Source organism: Fontibacillus forbon, assembly GCF_046559655.1.
Taxonomy (GTDB): domain Bacteria; phylum Bacillota; class Bacilli; order Paenibacillales; family Paenibacillaceae; genus Fontibacillus.
Genome location: NZ_JBKGFV010000001.1, coordinates 783,457 through 809,949 on the forward strand (window position 1 = coordinate 783,457; position 26,493 = coordinate 809,949).

Consider the following 26,493-nt stretch of genomic DNA (forward strand, 5'->3'; position numbering starts at 1 on the left):
CTCCAAAGTAGTCAATAATTTGAAAAAGAGAACGCTGTTATTTTTTAATTCCTACTTTCATGCTATAATATGGAATGGTTGTTGTAACTAGGGCTTTTTGGATAGGTTTTAAGCCGTTTTTATCTTAATTTTTTAATTTTGTTACATAGGCACCGCAACTTTTTGAATCCTGTTCGGTAATAATGATAAAAGAATCGAACGGGGAAGCGCTTGGATGGGCGAGGAGGATCGCACTCAGATGACGGATTCCCAAATGATTCGTGAGATTAAAGAAGGCAATACGGAGCTGTACTCGGAGCTGATGCGACGATACCAGCGCAAAATATTGGCCTTTGTATACCACATGCTGAAGAGCGCTCATCTGGAGTTGCTCGCAGAAGATATATGCTCGGAAACGTTCTATAAAGCATTCCGCAGTTTGGATTCATTCCGCGAAGTGGACGCGTCTTTCTCCACCTGGTTGTACACCATCGCAAGGAACACCGTGCTTAGTGAACTCCGCAAGCAACGCAGCGCCAACGTTCCGTTGGAAGAAAGCGGATTTGTTCCGGTCGCCCCCGGCGATGCAGCCCCTGAGCAGGCTGTCTTGCGTAGCGAGAAAGTCGGCAAAGTGCGAGAAGCGATTAACAATTTGCCGGAAAAGCAGAGATCCGCTCTTATTTTGCGGGAATATGACCAACTGGATTATCAGGAAATCGCCAGTATACTCGGACAGAGCGTCAGCGCAGTGAAGTCGCTGTTGTTCCGGGCGCGGAGTAGCGTTAAAAGTCAGCTTGAACCCTACTTTTATGAACCGATTTACGAGCACTACGAGGGGATGAAAAGCAGATGAATTGTAGAGAGGCCCAAGAATTGTTCGGATTGCTCCCGGATCTTCCGGAGCATCATCCACAGCGCAAAATGCTGGAATGGCATATTTTGGGCTGCGAGTCCTGCGCGGCTGAATATCAGATCTGGAGCGAAAGTCTGGACGCGGTTCAAGCCTTGCCGATCGAGGTAAGCGAGGAGCAGGCTGAAGCCGTTAACCGCAAAGTCATGGACCGCATTTATGCGGAATCTCCATGGTTGGCGCCGGATATTCGGGACAAAGGGTACTCCAGACGGATTCGCCGTCGCGTATCGATCTGGGCCGCTTGTTTTTTGGCCGTTTTTCTGTTCAGCACGCTGTTGTTTGCTTTAGGAGGTTCAGTAAAAGAGAACCAGGCTAGTAAGCCAAGTACCGGGATTGTCCCTGCTGCGGTGGCCGCTGCGGATACTACCGAGATGTCCCAAGATTTTGCCTTCGCGCTACCGGGCGTTTCGCGCGGAATCGTGGAGCCGTTCGTTGTTCAGTTAGGACCTGCTTATCCCCAATACTGGATGCTTTTATCGATGGCCGGGATGGCTCTCGCGTTGATCTCCTGGAAAGGAATCAGGCGTTATCGAAGATAAACCGCTTTTGTTTCCGACGAATTCACTCGCTTCCTCCGCTTTCCCGCGGAGGGGGCGTTTATTTATTTCAAACATGTTATAATGGAATTCCAAGAAATCGACATCAAGTTTAGGAGGGGAAGCATGCTGGTAGGATTAATACGCCATGGGTTGACCGACTGGAACGCGGTGGGGAGAATTCAAGGGCAAAGCGATATTCCGCTAAATGACGAAGGCCGTAAACAAGCCCGCCTGCTGGCTTCACGGCTGCAAGGAGACCGGGAACATAAATGGGATTTTGTCATTACTAGCGGCTTGATGCGCGCAGAGGAAACAGGGAAGATCATCGCGGATGAACTGGACATTCCTCTCCTGGAACCGGATCACCGAATAAAGGAAAGAGCTTTCGGACAAGTGGAAGGCATGACGGCGCTTGAGAGAGAAAGTAAATGGGGCAAGGACTGGAACCTGCTGGAGCTCGGTCAGGAAAAGGACGAGGATATTCGCAAGCGCGCGCTTGCTTTTCTTGAGGAACTGGGTGAAAAGCATGGAAACAGCAACGTGCTGGTTGTGACTCACGGCGGATTGTTGGCCCAATTGTTTACTGCCCTGTACCAGGATCAATGCACTCAACGAATCGGCAATTTATCGCTGACCATTCTTGAAAAATCCGAGATGGAATGGGCGCTGCGGCTTTACAATTGCACCCGTCACCTGGAAGAGATGATCGAAGAAATGAAGTGATTTTCCCGAAGCAATCCGGCATGCAGCCGGGTTGCTTTTTTTTGCGTGCCAGAATAAATGTTGAAAAAAATCCCATAATGGTAGTAAAACGGCGAGGCGGTATGATATGAATCTGGCGGATATGCTTACATTTGCCGACATCGGACAGCTCAGCAGAATAGCAAACCATTACCAATGCGAATGCAACGGGAATTCCAAACATGAGTTGATTCAATCCATCCTGCAGACGATTGGGCGAAGGGAATTTATTGAGCACCATGTCGAAGGAATGAGTTTGGAAGATCTGCGGTTTCTAAACGGACTGATCTTCGACGGACGCCGCCAGTTCAGTCTGGAAGAATTGATTGCCTGTGCCCAGCAGTCGCGTTTTACGGAAGACGCCAGAGAACGGGAAAGCCCGAGGGATGTCATCTCCAGGTTCAGGCAACGGGGATGGTTATTTCAGGGAATGACCCATAACACACGTTATTTATTTGAAGTGCCCGAAGATTTGAAGCGGCGTTTCCGGGAAGCGTTAGAGCATCGTTTCAAAGCAGCGGTTGTGACCGCCGGCGGAGAGCCTGCAGTGTACCGGGAAGAGCCGGATCTGCTGTCCCAGGACTTGATCTTGTTTCTGCGTTATGTGCAGGAACATGAGATTCCTCTGAATAATGAAGGAGTGATGTATCGCCGGAATCAATTGCAGATTTTGGAGAAGCTGCACATTTCCGAACCGCTTGTGGGAAAAGGCTGGCGCTTTGGTTATGGCCGTCGTTTTAAGGACTATCCCAACCGGTTAGCCTTACTTTACGACTATGCCAGCCATAACAAGTGGATCCGTGAAGATGTGGATCGGTTATGCTTGACGGCGGCGGGTGAACTTTTTCTGGAAGAAGAAAGACGCGAACCGATGTTGCATTTCGTCAGCTTTTGGTTAAGACTTTATAAAGGGCCAATCCCTAACTTACTCTCTTTGATGTATTGGATAGAACGCTGCTCCAGAGAGTGGGTAACGACAACTTCCCTGTATGCGAGGATGTCGGCACTGATCAAGCCCTTTTTCTACGATTCGCCCGAATCCATATTTGAAGAACGTATTTTAGTTATGATGCTTCATTTGGGGATGGTGCGGCTCGGAGATGACGGTCAGGGGGAAAGGTACGTGCAGACGACTCCGTTTGGAAAGTCCGCAGTACATAAGCTGCTTAAAGTTTAGGTAAACTGGCCGGAGGACGTTGACAACCGCCGCCAGGATTGTTAAAATCACTCCCAATTAAGATAGCGGTTCAAAAACCATGGGAGAGTGGTTAACATGTTGCTTGGATATCAAGGGAAGTTGCCTGTGCTCGATAAATCAGTGTTCGTTGCGGACGGAGCCAAGCTGATCGGCGATGTCAATATTGGAGCCGATTCGAGTATCTGGTACAATGCCGTATTGCGCGGAGACCTTGCGGGGATTGTGATTGGGGAGCGCAGCAACATTCAGGATGGCGTGATCGGGCATGTCAATACCGGTCAACCGCTAATCGTGGGGAATGATGTTTCGGTAGGCCATGGCGCCATCATTCACGGGTGCACGATAGGCCAAGGCACATTAATCGGCATGGGGGCGATCGTCTTAAACGGCGCCGAGATTGGTGAATATGCTTTAGTAGGGGCAGGTTCTCTCATAACGGAAAACAAGAAAATTCCACCCTATACTCTTTCCCTGGGTTCACCGGCCAGAGTCGTTCGCGAGCTGACCGAAGAGGATCTGCTGCGGATGAAAGTGACGGCGGAAAGCTATGTAGTGAAGGGAAAAGAATATAGGATCTCTTAACAAAGGGTTGGAGGTGCATCCTATGGATCAGATGAAGGTTACTTATGAAGCAATGCTCAGTTTGGCGGCGGAGATGGTATGGGACGAGGCGTTACGCAGACATCGGTCGGAGCAGATTTACAGCGAGATCGACAACGCTCTGGCACAAGGCGATGAGCTGGCCTTCCGGCTTCTAACGGATGAACTGAAGACATTGGAAAAATAAAAAGAAATGCCTTAACGGCATTTCTTTTTCTGTTTACAGTCTCCCTTTTATGTAATAAGGACAGGATTAATCGAATTTACGGATCGAGGGGATCAGAAGGATGGAGAGGATCGTCAACATCCCTAATCCGGCAAAGAGCGCAATCGTCTGCGTTCCTCCGATAAGATCCGCCAGCCAGCCGACCAAGATATAACCGATGGGCAGCAGAGCAAAAGATCCCAGCATATCAAGGCTGGAAACCCGCCCGAAGGCCTCTTGGGGTACAAGCTCCTGAAGGCTTGTTTCCCAGATCAATCCGAAAATCATGATACCGAAGCCTTCAAGGGCAAATAGCACGCATAAGCCGATAGCAGATGGAGTAATTGCCATAAGCAGCAACGCCAATCCGCTTAGAAAAGCTCCTCCGTAGGCAAGCAGGCCGCGGCGCCGCCAACGGCTGCGGGCACCAAACGTCAGTCCGGCCAGGATCGCGCCCGCTCCGGAACATGTAACGGCCACGCCATACACATAGGGGCTCATCGCCAAATGGACTTTAAACAGCCAGGGAATCAGAACGATCACAAGTCCGCTGTAACAAATATTGATGAACGAAAAGGCGAGGATGGTAATCCAGAGCCAGGGATTGCTTTTCAATATGCTCAAGCCTTCCATGAAATCGCCTTTGACATCGGTGCCTTGCTTGATCTCCTTCTTGCGGAATGGAATCAGTTTGCGCAGAAAAAAGAGGCAGCCGAAAGAGGCAACATAGGTCAATGCGTCGAGGCTGATTCCCCAACCGGCAGACAGAAAGGTCACCAGCAAACCGCCTAGAGAAGGACCGATAAGCCGAACTGCCTGGTTGCTGATCTGTGTCAAGGCGTTGGCGGAATTCCGGATTTCCGGAGTGAACACAACGGCGCGAGTCGCAGCGTAAGCCGGCTGAAACAGTCCGTCCATCATGCCGTACACGGCGACTAACGCAAACAGGATCCCGATGGACAGGCTGTCGGCAAATAAAAGAGCCGCCATGGCCGTCATCAGCAGGAAGCGGGCCGCATCCGTAAACAGCATGATATTGGTCCGGTTGTAGCGGTCCACGATCCATCCGGACACCGGCAGCATCAAAATATTCGGAAGCGTGTATGTAGCCATTATAAAGCCCATGATCGTCGTTGATCCGGTTATCGTATATACGACGACCGGCAAAATAATCATCGTAACCGAGCTGCCCAGAACGGAAATCAGCTGTCCGAGCCACAAATAAGGAAACGGACGCGATTGCCGGAAAGGAGCGGCGAACTGATTGAAAAATTTAAATCGGGATGTTGCCGAGGTTTGTGTCGGTGTTTCAATTTCCATAAAAGGGGGTTCCTCCATCAGCAGGTTTTTCTATATATTATATAGGTAAAGAGGACTGGAGGGAGATGTTTTTTATGAAATTCAGTGAAGTGGAACCGGGGGCCTGGGAAGAATTGCGCCCTTATTTGGATACTTGCCTTATTCCGGTCACGGGATTAAACGGGACGGAGCAGCCGTATGAAGTAACCGCTGCTTTGGAAAAGCTAAGGGATGTCATGGATTGGGTGGAACTTCCTTTCCAGGGGAGAGTTGTCACCTATCCTTCATTTCAATACGGCAAAGAAGAAATAGCGCATCAAATCAATGAAGTTTGTCATAATGTTAAGCAATCGGGATTTGCTTTTGCCATCGTGATCTCTGCGGGTGTGGAACTGGAGTCCGACTTGCTGCCGGAAGCCGATTTAATCGTTACCCCTGGCCGATTTACCGCAACCGACGAAGTAACGGCAAACCAGAGGGTCAGAGAAGAAATCCAACGGATGTGGAAAGACGGAAGCAAGAGGTGATTGTGACAATTTATCGACATTTTCAAATGGTCAACCTCCCGGAACGTGGAAAAGATGTGTCAAATTCTTGACGCTCTCAAAAGGCTAATATATTATTAATATGTCTTATACATTACTGTGATTAATGTCATTGAAAACGGAGAAAGAATTGGCTGGCAAAGGGGGTTGAAGACAGTATGAGCAATCAGCACGAAGAGCATGAAGCATCGCATAAACCGCCCGTACGTAAGGAAATGTCCCGTCGGCAGTTTCTTACATATACATTGGGAGGCGCTACCGCTTTTATGGCAGCCGGAGTGACGCTTCCGATGGTTCGTTTTGCCGTGGATCCAATTCTGCAAAAAAAAGGTGAAGGCGCTTTTGTAAAAGTGGTCGAGATCAGTAAGATTACAAGCGAACCGCAGGAATTTACATTCGAACTGAAGCAGCAGGACGGTTGGTACTTAAGCACGGCGAACCTCACCGCCTGGATCCGCAAAGACGAGAGCGGGAAAATTTATGCGCTTTCACCAATCTGTAAACACCTTGGCTGTACGATCGGATGGAACAACGACAAAAACTATCCGGATGAATATCACTGTCCGTGCCATGGGGCGCATTATACGAAAGAAGGCAAGCAGCTTGCCGTTGCGTCCAAACCGCTCGACGAATACAAGGTGATGCTGAAGGACGATTGGGTTTATTTGGGCGAAATTATTCCGAATACCATCGTGAAATAAGGAGGCGTAGATTCAGATGTTTAAAAATGTATACGACTGGATTGACGAACGTCTTGATATCACGCCGATCTGGAGAGATGTCGCCGATCATGAAGTACCGGAACACGTCAACCCGGCGCATCATTTCTCGGCATTTGTGTACTGCTTCGGCGGCTTGACGTTCTTTATCACGGTCATCCAGATATTGTCGGGTATGTTCCTGACGATGTATTACGTTCCCGATATCATTAACGCTTACAATAGCGTTGAGTATTTGCAAACCCAGGTTGCTTTCGGGCAAATCGTACGCGGTATGCATCACTGGGGAGCGAGTCTCGTTATCGTAATGATGTTCCTGCATACGCTGCGCGTGTTCTTCACCGGTTCTTACAAGGCACCGCGTGAAATGAACTGGGTAGTGGGCATGCTCATCTTTTTCGTAATGATCGGACTGGGGTTGACGGGGTATCTGCTTCCTTGGGATAACAAGGCTTACTTCGCGACGAAGGTAACTTTGGAAATCGCCAATTCGATTCCCGTATTGGGACCGGTGATCAAAGAACTGCTGCAGGGCGGTACGATTGTCGGCGCCGAAACGCTTACCCGTTTCTTCGCCATCCATGTGTTCTTCCTTCCTGCCGTGCTGTTGATCCTTTTGGTGGGGCACTTCATTATGATCCGCAGACAAGGGATTTCAGGTCCGTTGTAAGATTCATTGCAGGTTAGCAACGACTGAACGAATGTCGGGGATGATATCGACAAATTGAGAAGGGAGGCATTACTATGGCTCATGGAGACAAATCGAAACAGGAAAAAGTCGTATTTGTCGGCGATTCCCGTGTCCGTAAAGGCAACGGGTTCATTACACCTCCCGACTATACGGCTTATCCGGGCAAATCGGAGGCTTTCATCCCAAACTTTCTGCTGAAGGAATGGATGGTAGGGGTTGTCGTCCTCGTCGGATTTCTGGTATTGACGATTTCGGAACCGGCACCGCTCGGCTTTCCGGCCAATCCCAGCGCCTCGGTTATTCCGATGCCGGACTGGTACTTCCTGTTCTTGTACCAATATCTGAAATACCCTTATGCTTCCGGCGATTTTGTTGTTTTGGGTACGCTAGGTATTCCGACGGTAGCATTCGGAGGTTTGCTGTTGGCACCGTTCCTGGACCGCGGCAAAGAGCGGCGCTTCTATAAGCGGCCGATCGCTTCGGCCCTGATGTTTCTTTCGCTGATTTCCCTGGTGTATCTGACGAATTTTGCCTGGACGCACTACAAGCACGAACTGGAGGCGACCGGAACGGAGCCGGAACATATCCAGCGCGAGGAAAAAGCGAGGGAGAATCGGGAAAAAGGGTTGCCGACTTCTAGCGGGACCAAGCAGGAAGAAGTGGCCATCGTGGACAAGGATGATCCGGCTATGGAAACTTACAAGACTGCGACCTGTATTTCCTGTCATGCGGCCGATTTGAAGGGTGCGGGCGGTCCGTCGTTGCGGGGCGTGGGCGACAAGCATGATAAAGAAGCTATCCTTTCCATTATAAAGGAAGGCTACAACGGCAAGATGCCGCCAGTGTACGATACAGCGATTAGCGCCGGTTTGACCGATCAAGACATCGACCACTTGGCCGAATGGCTTGCGAAACAAAAATCGGAACAGTAAAATAGGATTAAATGAAAACCTGATCGTTGCGGCGGTCAGGTTTTTGCTAATTTGGTATCGTATTCGGAGTGTCTGATCTTACATAAGGAAAAGGGGTAGGGGTTTGAAATTGTCTTTCTTCTGGAGCCGGTCGTTTTTGTCGTCCCGACTGCTGCTTTGGTCATTATTTATTTGCAATCTGTTTGGCACGATATACGGATACATCTGGTACGAAAGCCAATTGCGGGATACCTGGGTGCATCATCCGAAATGGCAGCTGGTATTTGTGCCTGACAGCCCAACGGCAAGCCTGTTTTTTACTCTAGCCTTATTGTTCTTAATGTTTCCGGCGGTCCTTGGGAAATTGAAATTTTTACGTACGCTGATTGAGGGCCTTGCTGTAGTCACCAGCGTAAAATACGGTGTCTGGGCGGTTTCTATGATCTTTGCCGGGGCGGCGCAAGGGGGAGATCTGGTATGGCAGGACTGGATGCTGGTGGCTTCGCATTTGGCGATGGCCGTGGAAGCGCTCCTGTTCGTTCGCCTGTTCAAATTCGGGACGGGCATGCTGCTATGCGCTGGAGCATGGACTCTGCTGAACGATGCTGTCGATTACATGTTTGATGTATATCCGTGGCTTCCGCAAACGCTATGGGACAATGTCCCTGAAGTGATGGTGTTTACGATCTGCCTGACCGTTGCCAGCATGGTACTGGTCTGGCTGGCCCTGAAAGGCGCGAAAAGAACAAGAGCGAAGTTCTAAGCACGGACAGCCTGCCATACCATGGTGGTAGGGAGGGGATTGTCCGTGGATATATGGAAAGGAAAATGGTTGTTGTCCGCGTTCTTGGGTATGGCGGTTCTGCTCGGCGGATGGCTGCTGCCGGGTGGCGGTCTGGCTGTAGCCGCAGCTTCCGGGCTTACGGACCAAGGCGCGCAAGAGCCGGAACAGGAGCCTGCGGAGAAGCTGGCCTTGTTTGAGAAGGCTGCGGAAGACTTGTATCGCGATATGCAGGACGGAGATACGCAGGGAGCTCTTCAGAATATGGCGAGGCTGACGGAGGCCCTGGAAGGGCTCTCTTTCAAAGGACTAACCTCTGTGGAAGGGATTCATGCCTTGGCCGAGAGTATCATGGATGTCCGGGAAACTCTCTCCAGCGTGGAAATTTCCCGGGATGATTGGGCCTCGTCGTCCGCCCGGCTTCGACTGGCGGTGAACAGTCTAGCCCATCAGGACCATCCGCTATGGCTGCAATATTACAAAGTGATGGCCGATGATCTGGAGAAGATGGGGAGGGGGCGGAGTGAAGGGAGTCCTGTCGTGGTCCGAGAGGCTTTTTTATCTCTGAAAAATCATTACGCAATGATCCGGCCGGCGGCGGTGATTCGCAGGGACCCTTCGGAAATCAACCGGTTTGATTCCTGGATGTCGTATGCCGACAGGCTTAGCCGGGATAAAGTGTGGGATGAACCGTCCGTGAATAAGGCGGTTCGCCAAGGCGACAGATTGCTTAAAGAGCTGTTTGGCCGAAAAGTCGAAGAGCCCGTTTTTTTGCCGATTACGGGATATGGCCAACCGTGGTACTGGGGTCTGCTGATCGGCGGCTGGATCGTGCTGGCGCTGGCTTATACCGGTCTGCGCAAATACCGCGGCGATCAAAACGTTACACCGGTTCATGCCAGTAAAGACAGGGCCGATAGTTACAGGTTTTGAACTCGCCTTCCCTAATTGATAAACGCCTGGGCAGTCTCGTAAAGGACGCTCCAGGCGTTTTTGTTAGGGGCCGACCACTCGCTATTAACCGGGGGATTAATCCTCCCTAAAGCCTTCGCCATGTACGTCATGGACGTCGCTGATGATGATAAACGCTCGCGGGTCGACGGATTTGGCGATTTCATTGAGCCGTCTGATTTCGTGCCGGGAAACAACGCAATAGGCCATATGCTTCGCTTGCTTGGAGTAGGCCCCGATCGCCGGAATGAGTGTTACTCCCCGATCCATGTCCCGCGTTATAATATCCGCGATTTGCGGCGCATGGTCGCTGATGATCATAAAGGCTTTGGCCGCATAAGCTCCCTCTTGAATGAAGTCAATCATTTTGGATGCGATAAATACGGCTACGAGCGTATACAGAATGTTCTCTACGGCCACATAAAACAGGGAGAGCCCGATGATGATAATATCGATGGTCAGAATGACCTGACCCATGCTAAAGCCGAATTTACGGCCAAGAATCCGTGCGACGATGTCGGACCCGCCCGTCGTCCCGCCGAAGCGGAAAACGATGCCGAGTCCGGCTCCAAGCGTCACGCCGGCATACAAAGACGCAAGTATATGGTCCGTTTCAAACGTGTTGATCCAGCCGGAATCGATCATTTTTTCAAAAATCCAGAGAAAGAAGGACAGCGAACCGATTCCGATTCCCGTATAGATGATTTGACGTCCGCCGAGAATTTTCCACCCCAGCAGAAATAGCGGGATGTTCAGAACCAAGTTCGAAAGCGAAGGGGATATGCCGAAGGCGTATTTAAGCAAAATCGTGACCCCGGTAACGCCGCCCTCCATCAATTGATTGGGTATAATAAAATAAAGAAGCCCAAAAGCATAAATGGCCGTCCCCAAAAGAATAGGCAGCACCGTTTTCATATAGCCCGCAAGTTTACCCGTGTTCATTCAATAATCCCTCACCCGTTAATTGTGATTGGTTTTTGAGCATTACACCTTAGTATACCTTTTTCTGGGGCGATTAAAAAACCATTTGTTTTCAATTCTTCTTTACGATAACATAGGGATGATACTTGACCACAGACGGAGGGATGGCCTTGAAGGAGAAGTCTCTTGCCGAGTTGCAGCGTGAAGTGGACCAGTACATATCCCAGTTTAAAGAAGGTTATTTCAGTCCGCTTGCAATGTTGGCCCGGATGAGCGAGGAAGTCGGCGAATTGGCCCGGGAAGTGAACCATTCTTATGGAGAGAAACCGAAAAAAGCCGGGGAAGACGATAATTCGATCGAACTGGAATTGGGCGATATCTTATTCATTACCCTTTGCTTCGCCAACTCGCTTGGTATTGACCTGACGGCCGCGCACGATAAAGTGATGCATAAATTCAATACCCGTGACGCCAACCGCTGGACCAAAAAGGACACCGAATAAGTCCCAGCTTCATATGCTGTAGTAATAACGGCCCATCGACAGGGGGACAGCAGATGAAGGCGGAGGATTATTTAAAAAAGGCGTACCGGAGCATTTATGAAAATGATTTTGAACAGGCCATCCAATGGTTTGAGCAGGCGCTAACCCTCGAGCCGGACAATGGGGATATCCACTACCGTTGTTCCATCACCTGCGCCAGAAGCAACAGGCTGGAGAAAGCGATGGCCCATGCCCGTCTGGCAGCGGCAATTGCTCCTTTGCAGGATGAATATAAGCTTCATTTTGACCGGCTGCAGTCCAAAGAGCTGACAAATATGGCTAAGCGGCTGCTGGAGGGCGATTCGGCCGAAAGTTCGGTGAATAAATCGAAGATAGCGGAACCAGCATCCAGGCTGCTGGCGCGGGCGGTTCAATTAGACCCGATGTCGGTGGAAGCGCAGGTTTGGCTTGCCATCGCTTATGCCGAATTGGAACAGTTCGAATCGGCGCTACGAGCCGTACGCGAAGCGGCTGTGTTGCCGCAGGATGAGGGAATCGCCAAACAGCTGTTGGAGTTGGAGCAAAGAATCAGGAAATATATGAAGTAATTTATTTTCAGCAATTAATTTCTAGAGAATACGGGGGGATCCGGATGGGTGAACAGATTAGAGTCGCTGTTGCAGGAGCTGCAGGCAGAATGGGTAAAGAAGTAGTGAAAATGGTTCTGGAGGACCCGGATCTTTCTTTGGTAGCCGCGATCGGTCAACCCGATGATGAGGGAATCGATGCCGGTGCGCTGGTAGGGCTGCACAATTGCGGAGTCCGGTTAAGCAGTGACCTCGAACTTGCGCTCGTCGAGAGCAAACCGCAGGTCATGGTTGATTTTACAACGCCTGCGTCCGCCTATGACAATACCGCATTGGCGATTAAACACGGAGTGGCTCCGGTGGTCGGAACAACCGGGTTTACGACGGAGCAAATCGAGCTTCTGGACAAGCATTGCAACGATAAAGGCATCGGCGGACTGATCGCACCGAATTTCTCGATCGGCGCTATCTTGATGATGAAATTTGCGGCTCAGGCGGCCAAATATTTTCCGCACCTTGAAATTATTGAATATCACGGCGACCAAAAGCTGGATGCGCCTTCGGGTACGGCGATCAAAACCGCGGAACTGATTGCGATGAACCGTGAGGAATTGCGTCAGGGGAATCCGCAGGAAGAAGAAACGATCGAAGGATCCAGAGGCGGATATTACAACGGCTTCCGGATTCACAGCGTCCGGCTGCCCGGCGTTTTTGCCCAGCAGGAGGTTGTTTTCGGCGGCTTCGGACAGACGCTGAAAATCCGTCACGATTCTTATGAACGTGCTGGCTATATGCCCGGAGTCAATCTGGCGATTAAAAAGGTGCTTGAATATAAAGGAATGATCTACGGGTTCGACCATTTTGTGGATTGATAGAGGGAGAGTAATCATATGTTGAATATCGCTTTTATTGCCCATGACCGTAAGAAGGAAGACATCGTTAATTTCGTCATTGCCTATGAGCATGTTTTCAAAGATAAAATACTGTACTCCACGGGAACGACGGGGCTGCGGATCATGGAAGCTACGGAGTTGAAAATCCACCGTTTTCTTTCGGGTCCGCTTGGCGGCGACCAGCAGATCGGTTCTTTGATCGCACAAAACGAAATGGACCTCGTGCTGTTTTTCCGCGATCCGCTGATGGCGCAACCGCATGAGCCGGACATTACGGCGCTGCTTCGTCTTTGCGATGTTCATGGGATACCGGTGGCCACTAACCTGGCGACGGCGGAGATACTGGTCCGTGCGCTGGACCGCGGCGACTTCGCATGGCGGGAGCTGGTGGAACAGAACAAACCGGGGCTGGGCCAATGAGCGGAAAACTCGATATTCTGATTTTCGGAGCCCACGCCGATGATGCCGAAATCGGCATGGCCGGTACGATTGCCAAGCAGGTGGCTGCCGGAAGCCGGGTGGGTCTTTGCGATCTCACGGAGGCCGAGCTATCTTCCAACGGTAACGTAGAATTGCGTAAGCAGGAAGCGGCAGCCGCGGGGGACGCCCTGGGAATCAGTCTCCGGTTGAATTTGGGATTGCCTGACCGGGGTTTGTACGGAACGCCGGAGCAAGTCGCGGCGGTGACCGAGGTCATTCGTGATTATGAGCCGTCGGTGATTTTTGCTCCTTATTGGGAAGACCGGCATCCCGATCATGTTGCTTGCAGCAAGCTCGTGGAAGAGGCGGCATTCAACGCCAAGCTTCGCAGATATATGCCGGACAAGCCGGCGGTGCAGGCGCCGGATTTATATTTTTATTTTATTAACGATTGGAAGACGCCGGATCTGCTCGTGGACGTAACGGATTATTATTACAGCAAGGAAGCGGCCCTGGGTTGCTATCGCTCGCAGTTCGGCCAAGCTTCGGCGGGAGAAGACGTGGCTCTTACCCCGCTTAATCAAGGGTATGTCGAGCGCGTCAAAGCCAGGGATGCTTTGCTCGGACAACGTAAACTGATCCCGTATGCGGAAGGTTTCGCGGTCAAGACTCCTTATCTCGTAAATCTATTCGGGTCCAGTCGCATATAAACTATACAGGAACAGAATAAAAGGAGGCCCCCACCAAATGGACCCATTTCTTAAAATAGGAATCACATGTTACCCGTCACTGGGCGGCTCGGGGGTAGTTGCTACCGAACTCGGCAAGCAGCTGGCGGAGAAAGGACATGAAGTGCATTTTATTTCGCACAGCGTTCCTTTCCGGCTAGGCAGCTTCCATAAAAACATTAAGTATCACGAAGTCGAGGTCAGCGATTACTACGTGTTCCGGTATCCTCCCTACGATCTGTCCCTGGCGACCAAAATGGCCCAGGTGGCCAAGGCGCAGGAACTGGATATTTTACATGTTCATTATGCTGTGCCTCATGCGGTTTGCGCATTCCTGGCCAAACAGATGGTCGGGGACAATTTAAAGATCGTCACAACGCTGCATGGAACGGATATTACAGTTTTGGCCCAGGATGAGTCGCTCAAGGACCTGATTCGACTGGCCATAAACGAAAGCGATGCCGTTACCTCGGTATCCCTGGACTTGATGAGGGAAACGCGCGAGGTGCTCGATATTTCGCGGGATATTGATTTGACCTACAATTTTGTGGATGGACGGGAATATTATCCCCGGAACGCCTGCAACTGCCGAAATGACTTTGCCGATCCCGGGGAGAAAGTATTGATGCATATTTCCAATTTCCGGCCGGTGAAACGCGTCAGCGACGTTGTTGACGTTTTTAATAAAGTGAATGAAAAGATACCTTCACGGCTGTTATTTGTTGGTGAAGGACCGGATTTGCCGAAGATCCAGTGGAAAATCAAAGAAATGGGACTTGGCGACCGCGTTCATTTCCTCGGCAAGCAGGATGATATCGCCCAGGTGATATCGATGGCCGATATTCTGCTGCTTCCTTCCGAGAAGGAAAGCTTCGGTCTCGTGGCGCTGGAGGCAATGGCTTGCGGCGTGCCGACCGTAGGATCAGTGGCAGGAGGGATTCCCGAGCTCGTAGCCCATGGAGAGACCGGATTTTTGGCTCCGATCGGGGATATTGAACAAATGGCGGAATACTGTATTAGCTTACTGAGTCAGCCGGAGCTGGCGAGCCGCGTTCGCGAAGCTTGCCTGAAGCGTGCGAAAAGCGAATTCAGCAGCGAAATCATTACTTCCGCTTACGAAGCCATTTATTATCGTGTTTTAAACCGTAAGCTGCCGCATCTTAATCCGGCCTGTGGTTAAAACATTATGTTATTGCGAGAGTTATAGTTGGAGGATTGGAACATGAGTCCTTGGAAAATGGTAGACCCCCTGATGCGTCGTCAGGGGGAAAAGGTGCTCCGGCACCTGCTGGAAAACGGGTACCAGGCTTACTTTGTAGGCGGCTGCGTACGCGATGAATTGATGGGCAGACCGGTGCACGACATGGACATAGCGACTTCGGCTAAGCCGGAGGAAGTAATCGGCTTGTTCGAACGGACGGTTCCGACCGGAATTCAACACGGGACGATTACGGTATTGTTGGAGGACCATGCTTTTGAAGTGACAACCTTTCGAAAAGAAGCTGAGTATGAAGACCACCGCCGGCCCACCAGCGTTGAGTTTGTTGAAGGGATCGTCGAAGACCTGCGCCGGAGGGACTTCACCATGAATGCCATTGCCGGAGACGTGGGAGGAGAACTTATCGATCCGTTCGGCGGCCAAGCGGATATTAAGGCAAAAGTGATTCGCTGTGTCGGCAGTGCTCCGGACCGTTTCGACGAGGATGCGCTGCGTATGATGCGGGGGATCCGTTTTGCGTCCGTGTTCGCCTTTCGGCCCGTAAAAAGTTTATGGTCGGCGCTGCGGTCCGGCAGATCCAAAATCTCTTTTATTGCCATAGAACGCATTCGGGTGGAACTGGAAAAAATGGTATTGGGTCCGGATCCCGTTCGTGGCCTTGCTTTGCTTCAGCGAAGCGGGTTGCTGGAGTATGTAAAGGCGCCCGTGCCTGAAGCGGCTCTGACTTCTTTGCCATCCGGAGAGCAACTGTCCCTATTAAATGCGATTGAACAGGTTAAGCCTGACGCACCGGAAATCAAATGGTCTTTGCTTTTACAGGCGTTAGATGTGTCAGGGGAAGAAGCTACGGGGCTCATGAAGGCTTGGACCTTTTCTAACGCAGTTGGAAAAGGAACCGCCGATCTGATTCGGTTTGACGAGGCCTGGAATCAGGCCAGATCGGAATTGAATCATGAGGGTCCGGAGATGCTCCGCCGAAAATGGATAGAGGTGCAGCTTGCCTTCGGCAAGGCGGTTGCCGCGGGATGGATTGAGCGCCAAAATATTCTGCTGCATGCAGACGTCAAAAATTCTCCGTCTCTTGATAACTTAGCAGCGCATCTCTTCGAGCAGGAGGAAGCCAAATGGCATGGCGAGCCGGTAGTAAATACGCTGCAGGAATTAGCGATCACCGGCGGGGACGTAATGCGGGTTTCAAGCAAAAAAGGCGGCCCGTGGTTAGGTGAACTGATGAACACGATGCTGCTCAAAGTCGCCGCCGGAGATTGGCCAAATGATCGGGATGCGCTGTTGGAACAAGCGAAAGTTGTGGTGAATGAACATGGAGCATCATAAATTGCTGGAAATATTGCAGCGTCAGCCCGGAACGTATATTTCGGGTGAGGAGATCAGCAAAGCGCTATCGATCAGCCGGACGGCAGTTTGGAAACAGATCAACAAACTGCGCGAGGAAGGTTATGAATTCGAGGCTGTTTCCCGCAAAGGTTACCGCCTTACGAGTTCGCCGGACAAGCTGGTGGATCTTGACTTGCTTGAACGGTTGCAAACCCGTACCTTCGGCAGACAACTTAAGATCCTCAATGTAACGTCCTCGACGCAGGAAGAAGTACGCCGCCTTGCGGAGGAAGGGGCACCTTCAGGCACGCTGGTTATCGCGGAGGAGCAAACCGGCGGCCGCGGACGCCAGGGAAAGAAATGGTTCTCCCCACCCCATAAGGGAATCTGGATGAGCCTGCTTTTGCGGCCGCAGCGCCCGTTGTCGTTCGCTCCGCAACTAACTCTGCTGACTGCCGTAGCGGTATGCCGTGCCGTTAGAAAGGTGAGCGGAATCGATGCAGGCATCAAATGGCCTAATGATTTGCTGGTTCAAGGCAAAAAGATCTGCGGCATCCTGATCGAATCGGCCGGTGAGGACGAAAGGATCAAATACTGCATTACCGGTATCGGCATCGACGTTAATGTGGACCGTGACGAAATGCCCGCCGAACTTCATGACATTGCGACCTCTTTGAAAATGGAGAGCGGGCAAGTCCAGAACCGGGCGGAACTGATCGCTGCGGTGATGTATGAGTTGGAACTCCTGTACACCTTGTATGAGGAGGAGGGATTTGCGCCGATCCGGCATTTATGGGAGGCGTTATCCGTAACGTTGGGCAGACGAGTTACCGTCAAAACGGCTCAAGGTGATGTGAACGGTACGGCTGAAGCGTTAGATGAATCCGGCGCGTTGGTCGTATTGGACGACGGCGGGAAAAACATTATGATATTTTCTGGCGATGTACAACTTGTATGATGAAATCTGTGACGTAATTTGTTATACTGTCCTCATGAGGCGATATCGTATATTCGAATTGCACTCATGAGGGCACAATATAGCTTAGTTTGGTTTTGCAATAGGGTTTCCACGGGTGACGTTGGATTCTGCTCTGAGCCGAAGAGGACCGAGACAGAAAGAACGAGCGACAGTGACTCTTCTTTGATTTCGGACCTTTTTAGTGCCTAAACTAAAAGGTTTTTTTGTCGTGTCATTTGTAGTGACAATCGACGGGGAGCCGGAGGAGATGGAGAAAAGAATGGCTGCTAAACATGCTTTAAACATTGTAAAAATGAAAAAAATGAAACGGGAAGGCGAACCGCTAACGATGATTACCGCCTACGATTATCCTTCGGCCAAGCTGGCTGAGGAAGCGGGGATCGACGTGCTGCTGGTCGGCGATTCGCTCGGAAACGTGATGCTCGGCTATGACACCACGATTCCGGTGACGACCGAGGATATCGTTTACCATACCCGGGCGGTTGCCCGGGCGGCGCAACATACGTTTATCGTGGCGGACCTGCCCTTTATGACATATCACGGAAGTATTGACGAAACGCTGCGAACGGTCCGGCGGATTATGCAGGAGGGTCACGCCCATGCGGTGAAAATGGAAGGCGGGGCCGAAATCGCTCCAGCCGTTCAAGCCATCGTCCGGGCTGGCGTTCCTGTGCTTGGACATATCGGTTTGACACCGCAGTCGGTCAATCAGATCGGCGGCTATCGGATTCAAGGCAAGGACGAAGCCGATGCCCGGAGGCTGATGGAAGATGCCAAGGCGCTGGAACGCGCCGGCGTGTTCGGAATCGTACTGGAACTGGTAACGGAGGAAGTTGCCGGGGCCATTACGGCTGAGATCTCCGTTCCGACGATCGGTATCGGTGCGGGCCGCAAGGTGGACGGTCAAGTTCTCGTGTTCCATGATGTGCTGAAATACGCTTCGGATTACCGCGAGAAGCGCTTCGTCAAAACCTACGCCGACATCGGTTCGCAAATCCGCACGGGAATTTCGGATTATGTGAGCGAAGTGAAGAACAAGGCGTTTCCTGAAGAAAAACATGTATTTGCCGCGGAAGACGGCGTACTCGATAATTTATACGGCAAAGGGAAGGTGGAATCCCGGTCATGAACGTTTTTAGGGAGATCAGGGAGCTAAAGGAATATTTGAAATCCGAGCGGGTGAGAGCCGCTAAAGAAAGAAAATTTCCGAAGACAGGGCTTGTTCCGACCATGGGTTATCTCCATGAAGGGCATGCCAGTCTGCTGCGGCGGGCACGGCAGGAGAACGATATCGTAGTGCTCAGCATTTTCGTGAATCCGATCCAGTTTGGACCGAACGAGGATTTCGAGCGTTACCCACGCGATGAGGAAAAGGATTTGGCACTCGCGGAACGCGAAGGCGTCGACGCCGTATTCCTGCCAAGCGTGGAAGAAATGTATCCTCAGCCCACTGCGACCAAAATCAGAGTGGAGGGTTTGACGGATCGGTTGTGCGGTGCTTCACGACCGGGCCATTTTGACGGAGTGACAACGGTGGTGGGGAAATTGCTCCATATTGTGCAACCGACCAACGCCTATTTTGGACAAAAGGATGCCCAGCAAGCGGCGGTGATTGCACAAATGGTTCAGGATTTGAATTTCGATGCCGTTATCGTGCCTTGCCCGATCATTCGCGAAAGCGACGGGCTGGCGCTCAGTTCGCGCAACGTGTATTTGGCCCCTGATGAGCGGCAGGCTGCATTAGTACTCTCAAGAAGCCTGCTGGAGCTTGAGGCGAAAGTGGAGGGCGGAGAGGACGTTACAGCCGGCGATGCCCGCCGGGCGCTGGTTCAGTCGATACAGGCCGAACCGCTGGCTGTCATTGATTACGTAGAAATTGTTCATTTTCCAGGATTGAAACCGGTGGATGAATTTGAAAATATCAGGGACGCGAAAGGACCGGTTTTGATCGCGCTGGCGGTAAAATTCGGAACTACGCGATTGATCGATAACGTTATTTTGATGAAGAAGGGGGAGGCGCTCCATGTATAGAACGATGATGAAATCGAAAATTCACCGCGCGACCGTGACGGAGGCGAATTTGAACTATGTCGGCAGCATTACGATCGATGAAAGCTTGATGGAATCGGCCGATTTGCTTGAGAACGAAAAGGTGCAGATCGTAAACAACAATAACGGTGCCCGTTTGGAAACATATGTGATTCCGGGACCACGGGGAAGCGGCGTAATTTGTCTCAATGGCGCAGCGGCCAGACTTGTGCAGCCGGGAGATAATGTGATCATTATTTCTTACGCGCAGATGTCTCCCGAAGAATTGAGAAGCCATAAGCCAACCGTTGTTTTCGTGGACGAGAACAATCGCCCGGTTGAGACGGCAAATCAGGAACTCCACGCAACGGTGCGTTAATCCCGCCTGCTTATGCAATTAATGCCTTCGGGAATGAAAAGCCCCCCGCTAACAAAAAATGAACGTAAGGCTCGCACTGATTTCATTTTCGTTAAGGGTGGGATGCGGATGATGTTTCAGCATGTGTTTGCGGAAATGAATGATATGTTGGATGAAATCATTACTTTATACCCCGTTGCCCAAGGCGCTCAAAAGCAGGACCTCGCAAAAAAATGGCATTTGCTCAAGCACATGAGCGACGGCATTATTGAGGAATGGCTTAATTTCGAAGAAAAAATGGGCGATTTCCGCCAGAGTAGTTCAAATCCGGAAAACGGAAAAAGTTTAGATCTCCCGGAGCTGGACTGTGATGCCTTCGTCAAAGGTCAGGGCTATTATAAGCTTTTGATGTTTTCCCAGGGTATGGCCCAGTTTAAGCTCGCACTGGAACAATTTCCGGAAAGTCTCGTGGCCCGCACTTATTTGGCGATGTGCCATATGCATCTGGAGCAATACGGAGAAGCCGTGCCTCATTTTTGGCGGGTTCTGGAGGGGACCGGAAGTAAACGCCTGCGTTCGATCATTTATAATGCGTTAGGTTGCATCGAGGCGCACAAGGGTATTCGCGCCAAGGCGAAAGAGTATTTTACGCTGGCCCATTATCACGATCCTTCGCTGGCTGAGCCTCTGGCGAATCTGGAAGCATGCATGCGAAGCTCCGGAAAGCTTCAATATGGGAATGAATTGACGTCGCTTTTGTAAAATGTGAATTGGCCTAATCAAAGGTAAACTGTTGGATGAACGGCAAGAACTCAAGAGAGCGATGCTTATCCCGCTAAAGCCGGGGCGCATCGCTTTTTATTTTGCCAAGCCGCTAATTTTTGGAGGATGAAGGGAATCCCCCGCGCAATTTTCAAATCGGCGTTCTTCTGTTATGCTGTAAAAGAGACTGGAACGAAAGGGATTTGGAATTCATGAAATATGCCGTACTCGATTTTGAAACGACGGGTAACCAGTCCTCTGATGAAATTATTCAAGCAGGGCTTGCGATTATAGATGAAGATATGAAGGTATCCCGGGTTTACAGCTCCTATGTGAAGCCCGGAGTGCCCATCCCCCCGTTTATTACGGGGCTTACGGGAATAACGGAAGACGACGTCAAGGATGCGCCGGAGCTGGATGAAGTCATGATGGAGATGGTTCCGCTGCTTGACGATGCCGTTCTCGTCGGCCATAATGTGGCGTTCGATTTCAATTATTTGCAGAGTGCGCTTGATAAGACCGGCTATCTGCCTTTTACCGGGCGTATTCTCGATACGATGGATTTTTTGAAAATATTTTTTCCTTCGCTGACCACCTACCAGTTAGGACTTGTCGCTTCCGAATTCGGCGTGGAGCATGACCGTCCCCATCAGGCGGATAGCGATGCTTTGGCGACCGCGCTTATTTTTCTGAAATGCCTTGAAGAACTGGCCGATTTGCCGCTGCTTGTGCTGCAGCGGTTGTCGGATTTGTTTGTCGGAGAAGACAGCGACCTGGGCTGGTTCTTTGATGCCATGCTGCAGGAACGGGAACGCGAAGCCGAACAGAATCCGGATGGCTTTACGTACTACCGTCAGTTTGCCCTGCAGGTGGAGGACTGGATGGATATTGAGCCGCCAAGAAACTCCATGCTCGGCAACCCTTTGCGCGATTTATCCTTCGAACAGTTTATGGAACAGGTGAGGGAGCGGCTGAGGGCCAAATTGCCGGAATACGAGGAACGCGAAGCGCAGAATCTGATGTTGGGCGAAGTGGCGCGCGCCTTCGATGAGGATAAGCATTTGTTGATCGAAGCTGGAACAGGAACCGGCAAATCGCTTGGTTATTTGCTGCCGGCCATTTATCACAGCGTGAAACAGGATGAAAAAGTGATGGTCAGCACGCATACGATCAACCTTCAGGAGCAGCTACGGGAAAGGGATGTGCCCCTGTTAACGGAAGTCGTTCCTTTTCCGTTCCGCGCTGCCGTATTCAAGGGAAGGCAACACTATTTGTGTTTACGCAAATTTGAACATAAAATTAATAGAAGAGACTTTGCGACACCTAAAGAAGAGGTGATGACGGCCGCTCAGATGATCGTGTGGCTGGCTCAAACGGAGACGGGGGATGACGAGGAGCTAAATCTCGGAAACCGCGGCGGAGACTTTTGGGAAACGGTGGCCAGCGAGTCCGATTCCTGTCTTGGCCGCTCTTGCCCGTGGTTCCGTAAATGTTATTATCATAAAGCCAAGCATGAAGCCGGCGTGGCCGATGTGGTCATTACGAACCATTCCAAACTGTTTACCGATATACAGGCCGGTCATCAGTTACTGCCGGGCTATGAACGTCTCGTAATCGACGAGGCGCATCATTTGGAAGAAGTGGCAGGCAAACATCTTGGGCTTCAGATGAAATATTTTACGGTCGTTCATACGCTGACCCGGTTGTTTAAGGACAGCAAAACCGGACAATTCCCGAACTTGCGCATGATTCTGCAACAGTCCGGGAGCGAGAAGTCCGCGGAGTGGTGTTCGGTCATCGATGGCTTATATCCTTCGCTGATCGAAGTGAAGGACGATTGGGACCGGCTGGCCGAACAATTGTTCACCCTGATGCCCGAACGGAGCGACGCGGCTTCGGGCGATCCGGGACAGTTCGTGTTGCGATTGCTGCCGCAGAAGAAGCCGAAGGCATGGGACGCGCTCACCGCACTCGAGAATCAGATCTACGTTACGCTCGGGGACGTCCTCCGCAAAGGGGAGCGTCTGCTGAACGAATTGAGGGAAGACGATAACGATTATGGATCCGAGAGCCTCATGACCGATATCAGCGGCTTACTAAAAGATTTGGGAAGTGAACGCGATGCTCTGCGTTTCTTTATAAAGCTGGAGGATCCCGGTACGGTGTACTGGATCGAAGGCAACGGCAATTACCGCAGCCGCTCGCTGCAAATTTTTGCCGTTCCGATCGATGTAAGCGCCCAGTTGAAGGGATATTTCTTCGACAAGAAGAAGAGCGTAGTTATGACTTCGGCAACTTTGTCCGTCGATAAATCGTTCCAGTATATGATCGAGCAGCTTGGACTCGGGGAAGCTGCGGAGGAGGACAAGCTGATTACTTCGATGCTGCCTTCGCCGTTTAATTACCGTGATCAGGCGCTACTGGTTATTCCCAGGGATTTTCCAAGCGTCAAGGGCAGTGTCGGTGACGATCATTTTGTAAGTACCCTGGTGAAATCCCTCGCCGATACGGCGATCGTCACCAAGGGTCGCATGCTGGTTCTGTTCACCTCTTACCGGATGTTAAGACAGGTTTACGACCCTTTGAAGGAGCTGTTGGCCACCGAAGGGATCACCGTGATCGGGCAGGGGATGGACAGCGGAAGCCGGACCAAGCTGACCCGCCGTTTCCAGGGCCAAAATGCCTCCGTGCTGCTCGGAACCAGCAGTTTTTGGGAAGGGGTGGATATACCCGGAGAGGCTCTTACAAGCCTCGCTATCGTCCGTCTGCCTTTCCAGCCACCCAACCATCCGCTCGTGGAAGCGAAGAGCGAACGGCTTCAGCAGGAGAAGAAAAATCCGTTCATGAAGCTGTCCGTTCCGCAGGCCGTCATCCGTTTCAAGCAAGGCTTCGGACGGCTGGTGCGGTCTTCTCAGGACCGCGGCATCGTGGTTGTTTACGATACACGCATCTTGGAATCTTACTACGGAAAATACTTTTTATATTCTTTGCCCGGACCGAAAATGGAGCATATGCCGCTAGGGCAGATGGTTCCTCGAATTTCGGAATGGCTGAACGCAGATGAACAATAATTGTTCTTCAAATCGCGCCTATTAGGGGGATAACCAATGAAATCGGAAAAAATCTCAGATGCCGTAGTACGCAGATTGCCGGTGTATCTACGATTTCTTAATGAACTCAGCCGCCGGGAAGTCCCGACGGTTTCTTCCCAGGAGCTGGGGCAAAAGCTGGATCTCAACCCCGCTCAAATCCGTAAGGATCTTGCTTATTTTGGCGACTTCGGCCGCAAGGGGATCGGGTATGACGTTTCCTATCTGATCGAAAAAATCCGGCAAATTTTAAATTTGGACCAGCAGATTAATGTGGCCCTGATCGGTGCCGGTAATCTCGGGCAAGCGTTGTCCAATTACAACGCGTATCTGAAGGACAATATGAAAATCGTCGCCGTGTTTGATGCGTCTCCGGGGAAAATCGGAACCCAGATCAACAATATCACGGTCCAGCCGATCGAAGATCTGGTCGAAACCGTGAAGGGCAATCATATCCGCATCGGAATTATTACGGTGCCGGACGTGGAAGCGCAGCGCGTGGCCGATCAGCTCGTCGCCGCCGGAATCGAGGCGATTTTGAACTTTGCTCCCACGATCCTTAAGGTTCCTGCCGGGGTGCGCGTTCATGCGGCGGATTTCACAACCGATCTGATCAGTTTGGCTTATTATTTGGATGGAGGAAAGGAACATAGTGAGCATGACTCGAAAATGGTTGATTAAAGACGGCACATTTGCCGTTCCGGACCGGGAAAACCCGGTAATTCGCGGCTATATGCTGGTTGAAGGCAGCACGATAACCTACATCGGCGAAGCCCGTCCCGAAGGGGTGGAGGGAGCCGAAACCTTTGACGGGAAAGGCCTGCTGTTTATGCCGGGCCTTGTAAATACGCATGGTCATGCGGCAATGTCTCTGCTTCGCGGTTACGGCGACGATATGGTGCTCCAGACTTGGCTTCAGGAAAAAATGTGGCCGATGGAAGCGAAGTTTACCGGGGAAGACGTCTACTGGGGCACGGCGTTATCGGTTCTGGAGATGCTCAAAGGCGGTACGACCACGTTCCTGGACATGTATGATCATATGGACCAGGTGGCTGCCGTCGTCGAGCAATCGGGCATTCGCGCCGTGCTGACACGCGGCGTCATCGGCTTGTGCCCGCCGGAAGTTCAACAGCACAAGCTGGACGAAGCGGTGGCTTTTGCCCGCGCTTGGCATGGCAAGGCGGATGGGCGGATTACGACGATGATGTCGCCGCATTCCCCTTATACCTGTCCGCCGGATTACATCGAACGAATCGTTCAAGCCGCCCATGATCTGGATCTTCCGCTGCATACGCACATGTCCGAGACGCGGGCCGAAGTGGAACAGAACGTCGCCGATTACGGCGTGCGCCCTGCCCAACATCTGCTGAATCTCGGATTGTTCAGCCGCCCGGCTTTGCTGGCGCATGCCGTTCATCTGACCGACGAGGAAATCGAAATTCTGGCGACCCATCAAGTGGCCGTATCCCACAACCCGGGCAGCAACCTCAAGTTGGCGAGCGGCGTAGCCCGCGTGCCGGAGCTGCTTAAAGCCGGAGTAACCGTTTCGCTCGGCACGGATGGCGCGGCAAGCAATAACAACCTGGATATGTTTGAGGAAATTCGTCTGGCGGCGTTGATCCATAAAGGCGTATCGGGTGACCCTACAGCAATCCCTGCAAAGGAAGCCCTTCGTATGGGTACGGAGTATGGCGCTAAATCGCTCTTCCTTCAAGATACGGGGAAGCTTGCCGCAGGCATGAAGGCGGATTTTATCGCGGTCAATACGGAGCAGGCCCATTTCCTGCCACGGACCGATTATATTTCCCATGCCGTTTACTCAGCGGGTCCAAAGGACGTGGAACACGTATGGGTAAACGGCAAGCAGGTCGTCAAGCATGGGGCCTGCCTGACATTGGACGAAGAGAAAGTTCGGTATGAAGCACAGGCCGCTTTTGAAGGCTTGCTTGGCCGATAGTACGTCGAACGTTGACATGACAGGCTTGAATACGCCGGTATGGGGGAAAGGAAGAGAGGCTTGAGAAACAGAACCAAATGGATTCTGCTCTCCATTGTGATTTTGGTGCTCGTGCTCCTTGGCCTTCACCGCTTTTATCTGTATATCCATCAGGATATATGGGAGGGAGAAAGAGAAGCTATTCAAAGGGCGGAGCAGGAAACCGGACTGGTGAATGCCGGGAAGGTATGGAAGTCGGTTTGGGATGAAGTTGTCTGGGTCGTAGAAGGAAAAGATGCCGACGACCAAGAGGTCATGGTCTGGCTGCCGGCCGAAGGGCAGGCGCAGAGTAAGCCGTTGTCCGAAGGCGTATCGGAAACCCAGGTCCGGAAAATCATCCAGGATGATCTTCCCGGAATTTCCATTGTCAGACTTGTTCCGGGCATTTACGATGACGAATTGGTTTGGCAGCTCTTTTACAAGGAGAAGGCACATCACTACTACCGGTTTTTCCGGTTTAGCGACGGGAAACCGCTTGACGATGTCTTCACATTGCCAAACCGGTAAATATTGCATAAAAAAAGTAACAGCCTTAGGCAGAAGCGATAGAACTGACCATCAGTTCGCACTTCTGCCAAGGCTGTTTTTTATAAAAATTTAAAATAATTTTCACAACTTCATTCG

General features: G+C 51.3%; 30 protein-coding genes. 28 read left to right on the forward strand and 2 right to left on the reverse strand.

The features are described 5' to 3' along the window. Positions 1-238 precede the first annotated feature (238 nt). From ACLB09_RS03600 to ACLB09_RS03625, 6 genes are all read left to right on the forward strand, one after another. Positions 239-832 carry an RNA polymerase sigma factor gene (locus ACLB09_RS03600; protein WP_410768376.1) on the forward strand — a complete coding sequence of 198 codons (594 nt, stop codon included), beginning with the start codon at positions 239-241 and terminating at the stop codon, positions 830-832. Next, the gene (locus ACLB09_RS03605; RefSeq protein WP_410768377.1) at positions 829-1,431 is read left to right on the forward strand and encodes an anti-sigma factor; all 603 of its coding nucleotides are present in this window, start codon (positions 829-831) and stop codon (positions 1,429-1,431) included. Before ACLB09_RS03600 ends, ACLB09_RS03605 begins: the two co-directional genes overlap by 4 nt. 123 nt (positions 1,432-1,554) lie before the next feature. After that, positions 1,555-2,154 (forward strand): histidine phosphatase family protein, encoded by a 600-nt coding sequence (locus ACLB09_RS03610; protein ID WP_410768378.1) that lies wholly within the window; start codon positions 1,555-1,557, stop codon positions 2,152-2,154. Between the two features lie 106 nt (positions 2,155-2,260). After that, positions 2,261-3,349 (forward strand): hypothetical protein, encoded by a 1,089-nt coding sequence (locus tag ACLB09_RS03615; RefSeq protein WP_410768379.1) that lies wholly within the window; start codon positions 2,261-2,263, stop codon positions 3,347-3,349. A 96-nt stretch (positions 3,350-3,445) separates the two neighbouring features. Further along, complete coding sequence (locus ACLB09_RS03620; RefSeq protein ID WP_410768380.1) at positions 3,446-3,952, forward strand: gamma carbonic anhydrase family protein; 507 nt, start codon at positions 3,446-3,448, stop codon at positions 3,950-3,952. A 22-nt stretch (positions 3,953-3,974) separates the two neighbouring features. Next, complete coding sequence (locus tag ACLB09_RS03625) at positions 3,975-4,157, forward strand: IDEAL domain-containing protein (RefSeq protein WP_114495182.1); 183 nt, start codon at positions 3,975-3,977, stop codon at positions 4,155-4,157. Between the two features lie 66 nt (positions 4,158-4,223). On the opposite strand, the gene ACLB09_RS03630 is transcribed toward ACLB09_RS03625, so the two are convergent. Continuing rightward, the gene (locus ACLB09_RS03630; protein WP_410768381.1) at positions 4,224-5,495 is read right to left on the reverse strand and encodes an MFS transporter; all 1,272 of its coding nucleotides are present in this window, start codon (positions 5,493-5,495) and stop codon (positions 4,224-4,226) included. Positions 5,496-5,569: 74 nt separating this feature from the next. On the opposite strand from ACLB09_RS03630, the gene ACLB09_RS03635 reads away from it, so the two are divergent. From ACLB09_RS03635 to ACLB09_RS03660, 6 genes are all read left to right on the forward strand, one after another. Continuing rightward, positions 5,570-6,001, forward strand: a complete 432-nt coding sequence (locus tag ACLB09_RS03635; protein ID WP_410768382.1) for a DUF2487 family protein — start codon at positions 5,570-5,572, stop codon at positions 5,999-6,001. 176 nt (positions 6,002-6,177) lie between these two features. Beyond that, a complete protein-coding gene (locus tag ACLB09_RS03640) occupies positions 6,178-6,720 on the forward strand; it encodes a QcrA and Rieske domain-containing protein (protein ID WP_410768383.1) in 543 nt (180 codons plus the stop codon). Positions 6,721-6,736: 16 nt separating this feature from the next. Beyond that, on the forward strand, positions 6,737-7,408 hold the full coding sequence (gene qcrB / locus ACLB09_RS03645) for a menaquinol-cytochrome c reductase cytochrome b subunit (RefSeq protein WP_114495186.1): 672 nt from the start codon (positions 6,737-6,739) through the stop codon (positions 7,406-7,408). Positions 7,409-7,482: 74 nt separating this feature from the next. Beyond that, complete coding sequence (locus tag ACLB09_RS03650) at positions 7,483-8,361, forward strand: c-type cytochrome (RefSeq protein WP_410768384.1); 879 nt, start codon at positions 7,483-7,485, stop codon at positions 8,359-8,361. Between the two features lie 103 nt (positions 8,362-8,464). Further along, entirely contained in the window at positions 8,465-9,103 is a 639-nt protein-coding gene (locus tag ACLB09_RS03655; protein WP_410768385.1) for a DUF1405 domain-containing protein, read from the forward strand. A gap of 45 nt (positions 9,104-9,148) precedes the next feature. Beyond that, positions 9,149-10,054, forward strand: coding sequence for a sporulation protein YpjB (locus ACLB09_RS03660; RefSeq protein WP_410768386.1), 906 nt, complete (start codon positions 9,149-9,151; stop codon positions 10,052-10,054). A gap of 96 nt (positions 10,055-10,150) precedes the next feature. On the opposite strand, the gene ACLB09_RS03665 is transcribed toward ACLB09_RS03660, so the two are convergent. Further along, a complete protein-coding gene (locus ACLB09_RS03665) occupies positions 10,151-11,014 on the reverse strand; it encodes a YitT family protein (RefSeq protein WP_410768387.1) in 864 nt (287 codons plus the stop codon). A 143-nt stretch (positions 11,015-11,157) separates the two neighbouring features. Here ACLB09_RS03665 and ACLB09_RS03670 point away from each other — a divergent pair, with 143 nt between their 5' ends. From ACLB09_RS03670 to ACLB09_RS03745, 16 genes are all read left to right on the forward strand, one after another. Continuing rightward, positions 11,158-11,496, forward strand: a complete 339-nt coding sequence (locus tag ACLB09_RS03670; protein WP_410768991.1) for a nucleotide pyrophosphohydrolase — start codon at positions 11,158-11,160, stop codon at positions 11,494-11,496. 53 nt (positions 11,497-11,549) lie between these two features. After that, the gene (locus ACLB09_RS03675; protein ID WP_410768388.1) at positions 11,550-12,083 is read left to right on the forward strand and encodes a tetratricopeptide repeat protein; all 534 of its coding nucleotides are present in this window, start codon (positions 11,550-11,552) and stop codon (positions 12,081-12,083) included. Positions 12,084-12,127: 44 nt separating this feature from the next. Next, entirely contained in the window at positions 12,128-12,934 is an 807-nt protein-coding gene (dapB, locus tag ACLB09_RS03680; protein WP_410768389.1) for a 4-hydroxy-tetrahydrodipicolinate reductase, read from the forward strand. Positions 12,935-12,952: 18 nt separating this feature from the next. Beyond that, the gene (gene mgsA / locus ACLB09_RS03685; RefSeq protein ID WP_114495193.1) at positions 12,953-13,375 is read left to right on the forward strand and encodes a methylglyoxal synthase; all 423 of its coding nucleotides are present in this window, start codon (positions 12,953-12,955) and stop codon (positions 13,373-13,375) included. After that, complete coding sequence (gene bshB1 / locus ACLB09_RS03690) at positions 13,372-14,085, forward strand: bacillithiol biosynthesis deacetylase BshB1 (RefSeq protein WP_410768390.1); 714 nt, start codon at positions 13,372-13,374, stop codon at positions 14,083-14,085. Before mgsA ends, bshB1 begins: the two co-directional genes overlap by 4 nt. A 37-nt stretch (positions 14,086-14,122) precedes the next feature. After that, a complete protein-coding gene (bshA, locus tag ACLB09_RS03695; protein WP_410768391.1) occupies positions 14,123-15,283 on the forward strand; it encodes an N-acetyl-alpha-D-glucosaminyl L-malate synthase BshA in 1,161 nt (386 codons plus the stop codon). Positions 15,284-15,325: 42 nt separating this feature from the next. Beyond that, a complete protein-coding gene (locus tag ACLB09_RS03700) occupies positions 15,326-16,657 on the forward strand; it encodes a CCA tRNA nucleotidyltransferase (RefSeq protein WP_410768392.1) in 1,332 nt (443 codons plus the stop codon). After that, the gene (locus ACLB09_RS03705) at positions 16,644-17,615 is read left to right on the forward strand and encodes a biotin--[acetyl-CoA-carboxylase] ligase (RefSeq protein ID WP_410768393.1); all 972 of its coding nucleotides are present in this window, start codon (positions 16,644-16,646) and stop codon (positions 17,613-17,615) included. The genes ACLB09_RS03700 and ACLB09_RS03705 overlap by 14 nt, the downstream gene beginning before the upstream one ends. Before the next feature lie 280 nt (positions 17,616-17,895). Beyond that, the gene (gene panB, locus ACLB09_RS03710; RefSeq protein WP_410768992.1) at positions 17,896-18,765 is read left to right on the forward strand and encodes a 3-methyl-2-oxobutanoate hydroxymethyltransferase; all 870 of its coding nucleotides are present in this window, start codon (positions 17,896-17,898) and stop codon (positions 18,763-18,765) included. Beyond that, positions 18,762-19,667, forward strand: coding sequence for a pantoate--beta-alanine ligase (gene panC, locus ACLB09_RS03715; protein WP_410768394.1), 906 nt, complete (start codon positions 18,762-18,764; stop codon positions 19,665-19,667). The genes panB and panC overlap by 4 nt, the downstream gene beginning before the upstream one ends. Further along, entirely contained in the window at positions 19,660-20,043 is a 384-nt protein-coding gene (panD, locus tag ACLB09_RS03720; protein WP_410768395.1) for an aspartate 1-decarboxylase, read from the forward strand. Before panC ends, panD begins: the two co-directional genes overlap by 8 nt. A 108-nt stretch (positions 20,044-20,151) precedes the next feature. Continuing rightward, on the forward strand, positions 20,152-20,784 hold the full coding sequence (locus tag ACLB09_RS03725) for a tetratricopeptide repeat protein (protein WP_410768396.1): 633 nt from the start codon (positions 20,152-20,154) through the stop codon (positions 20,782-20,784). A gap of 203 nt (positions 20,785-20,987) precedes the next feature. After that, entirely contained in the window at positions 20,988-23,855 is a 2,868-nt protein-coding gene (gene dinG / locus ACLB09_RS03730; protein WP_410768398.1) for an ATP-dependent DNA helicase DinG, read from the forward strand. A 36-nt stretch (positions 23,856-23,891) separates the two neighbouring features. Continuing rightward, positions 23,892-24,554: a redox-sensing transcriptional repressor Rex gene (locus tag ACLB09_RS03735; RefSeq protein WP_410768399.1), complete on the forward strand. Its 663-nt coding sequence runs from the start codon at positions 23,892-23,894 to the stop codon at positions 24,552-24,554. Further along, positions 24,532-25,830, forward strand: a complete 1,299-nt coding sequence (locus tag ACLB09_RS03740) for an amidohydrolase (protein ID WP_410768993.1) — start codon at positions 24,532-24,534, stop codon at positions 25,828-25,830. The genes ACLB09_RS03735 and ACLB09_RS03740 overlap by 23 nt, the downstream gene beginning before the upstream one ends. 60 nt (positions 25,831-25,890) lie before the next feature. Continuing rightward, entirely contained in the window at positions 25,891-26,376 is a 486-nt protein-coding gene (locus ACLB09_RS03745) for a cell wall elongation regulator TseB-like domain-containing protein (protein ID WP_410768400.1), read from the forward strand. Positions 26,377-26,493: the final 117 nt, after the last annotated feature.

Excerpts from the sequence above, each read along its gene's own strand:
- ACLB09_RS03665 (WP_410768387.1), bottom strand. The coding sequence starts at position 11,014 with ATGAACACGGGTAAACTTGCGGGCTATATGAAAACGGTGCTGCCTATT.
- ACLB09_RS03635 (WP_410768382.1), top strand. The coding sequence starts at position 5,570 with ATGAAATTCAGTGAAGTGGAACCGGGGGCCTGGGAAGAATTGCGCCCT.
- ACLB09_RS03670 (WP_410768991.1), top strand. The coding sequence starts at position 11,158 with ATGGCCTTGAAGGAGAAGTCTCTTGCCGAGTTGCAGCGTGAAGTGGAC.
- ACLB09_RS03600 (WP_410768376.1), top strand. The coding sequence starts at position 239 with ATGACGGATTCCCAAATGATTCGTGAGATTAAAGAAGGCAATACGGAG.
- ACLB09_RS03675 (WP_410768388.1), top strand. The coding sequence starts at position 11,550 with ATGAAGGCGGAGGATTATTTAAAAAAGGCGTACCGGAGCATTTATGAA.
- panD (WP_410768395.1), top strand. The coding sequence starts at position 19,660 with ATGTATAGAACGATGATGAAATCGAAAATTCACCGCGCGACCGTGACG.
- ACLB09_RS03735 (WP_410768399.1), top strand. The coding sequence starts at position 23,892 with ATGAAATCGGAAAAAATCTCAGATGCCGTAGTACGCAGATTGCCGGTG.
- ACLB09_RS03630 (WP_410768381.1), bottom strand. The coding sequence starts at position 5,495 with ATGGAAATTGAAACACCGACACAAACCTCGGCAACATCCCGATTTAAA.
- qcrB (WP_114495186.1), top strand. The coding sequence starts at position 6,737 with ATGTTTAAAAATGTATACGACTGGATTGACGAACGTCTTGATATCACG.
- ACLB09_RS03740 (WP_410768993.1), top strand. The coding sequence starts at position 24,532 with ATGACTCGAAAATGGTTGATTAAAGACGGCACATTTGCCGTTCCGGAC.
- ACLB09_RS03625 (WP_114495182.1), top strand. The coding sequence starts at position 3,975 with ATGGATCAGATGAAGGTTACTTATGAAGCAATGCTCAGTTTGGCGGCG.
- dapB (WP_410768389.1), top strand. The coding sequence starts at position 12,128 with ATGGGTGAACAGATTAGAGTCGCTGTTGCAGGAGCTGCAGGCAGAATG.
- ACLB09_RS03700 (WP_410768392.1), top strand. The coding sequence starts at position 15,326 with ATGAGTCCTTGGAAAATGGTAGACCCCCTGATGCGTCGTCAGGGGGAA.
- ACLB09_RS03705 (WP_410768393.1), top strand. The coding sequence starts at position 16,644 with ATGGAGCATCATAAATTGCTGGAAATATTGCAGCGTCAGCCCGGAACG.
- bshA (WP_410768391.1), top strand. The coding sequence starts at position 14,123 with ATGGACCCATTTCTTAAAATAGGAATCACATGTTACCCGTCACTGGGC.
- ACLB09_RS03610 (WP_410768378.1), top strand. The coding sequence starts at position 1,555 with ATGCTGGTAGGATTAATACGCCATGGGTTGACCGACTGGAACGCGGTG.
- mgsA (WP_114495193.1), top strand. The coding sequence starts at position 12,953 with ATGTTGAATATCGCTTTTATTGCCCATGACCGTAAGAAGGAAGACATC.
- ACLB09_RS03725 (WP_410768396.1), top strand. The coding sequence starts at position 20,152 with ATGATGTTTCAGCATGTGTTTGCGGAAATGAATGATATGTTGGATGAA.
- bshB1 (WP_410768390.1), top strand. The coding sequence starts at position 13,372 with ATGAGCGGAAAACTCGATATTCTGATTTTCGGAGCCCACGCCGATGAT.
- ACLB09_RS03640 (WP_410768383.1), top strand. The coding sequence starts at position 6,178 with ATGAGCAATCAGCACGAAGAGCATGAAGCATCGCATAAACCGCCCGTA.
- ACLB09_RS03650 (WP_410768384.1), top strand. The coding sequence starts at position 7,483 with ATGGCTCATGGAGACAAATCGAAACAGGAAAAAGTCGTATTTGTCGGC.
- ACLB09_RS03620 (WP_410768380.1), top strand. The coding sequence starts at position 3,446 with ATGTTGCTTGGATATCAAGGGAAGTTGCCTGTGCTCGATAAATCAGTG.
- panB (WP_410768992.1), top strand. The coding sequence starts at position 17,896 with ATGGCTGCTAAACATGCTTTAAACATTGTAAAAATGAAAAAAATGAAA.
- panC (WP_410768394.1), top strand. The coding sequence starts at position 18,762 with ATGAACGTTTTTAGGGAGATCAGGGAGCTAAAGGAATATTTGAAATCC.
- ACLB09_RS03605 (WP_410768377.1), top strand. The coding sequence starts at position 829 with ATGAATTGTAGAGAGGCCCAAGAATTGTTCGGATTGCTCCCGGATCTT.
- ACLB09_RS03615 (WP_410768379.1), top strand. The coding sequence starts at position 2,261 with ATGAATCTGGCGGATATGCTTACATTTGCCGACATCGGACAGCTCAGC.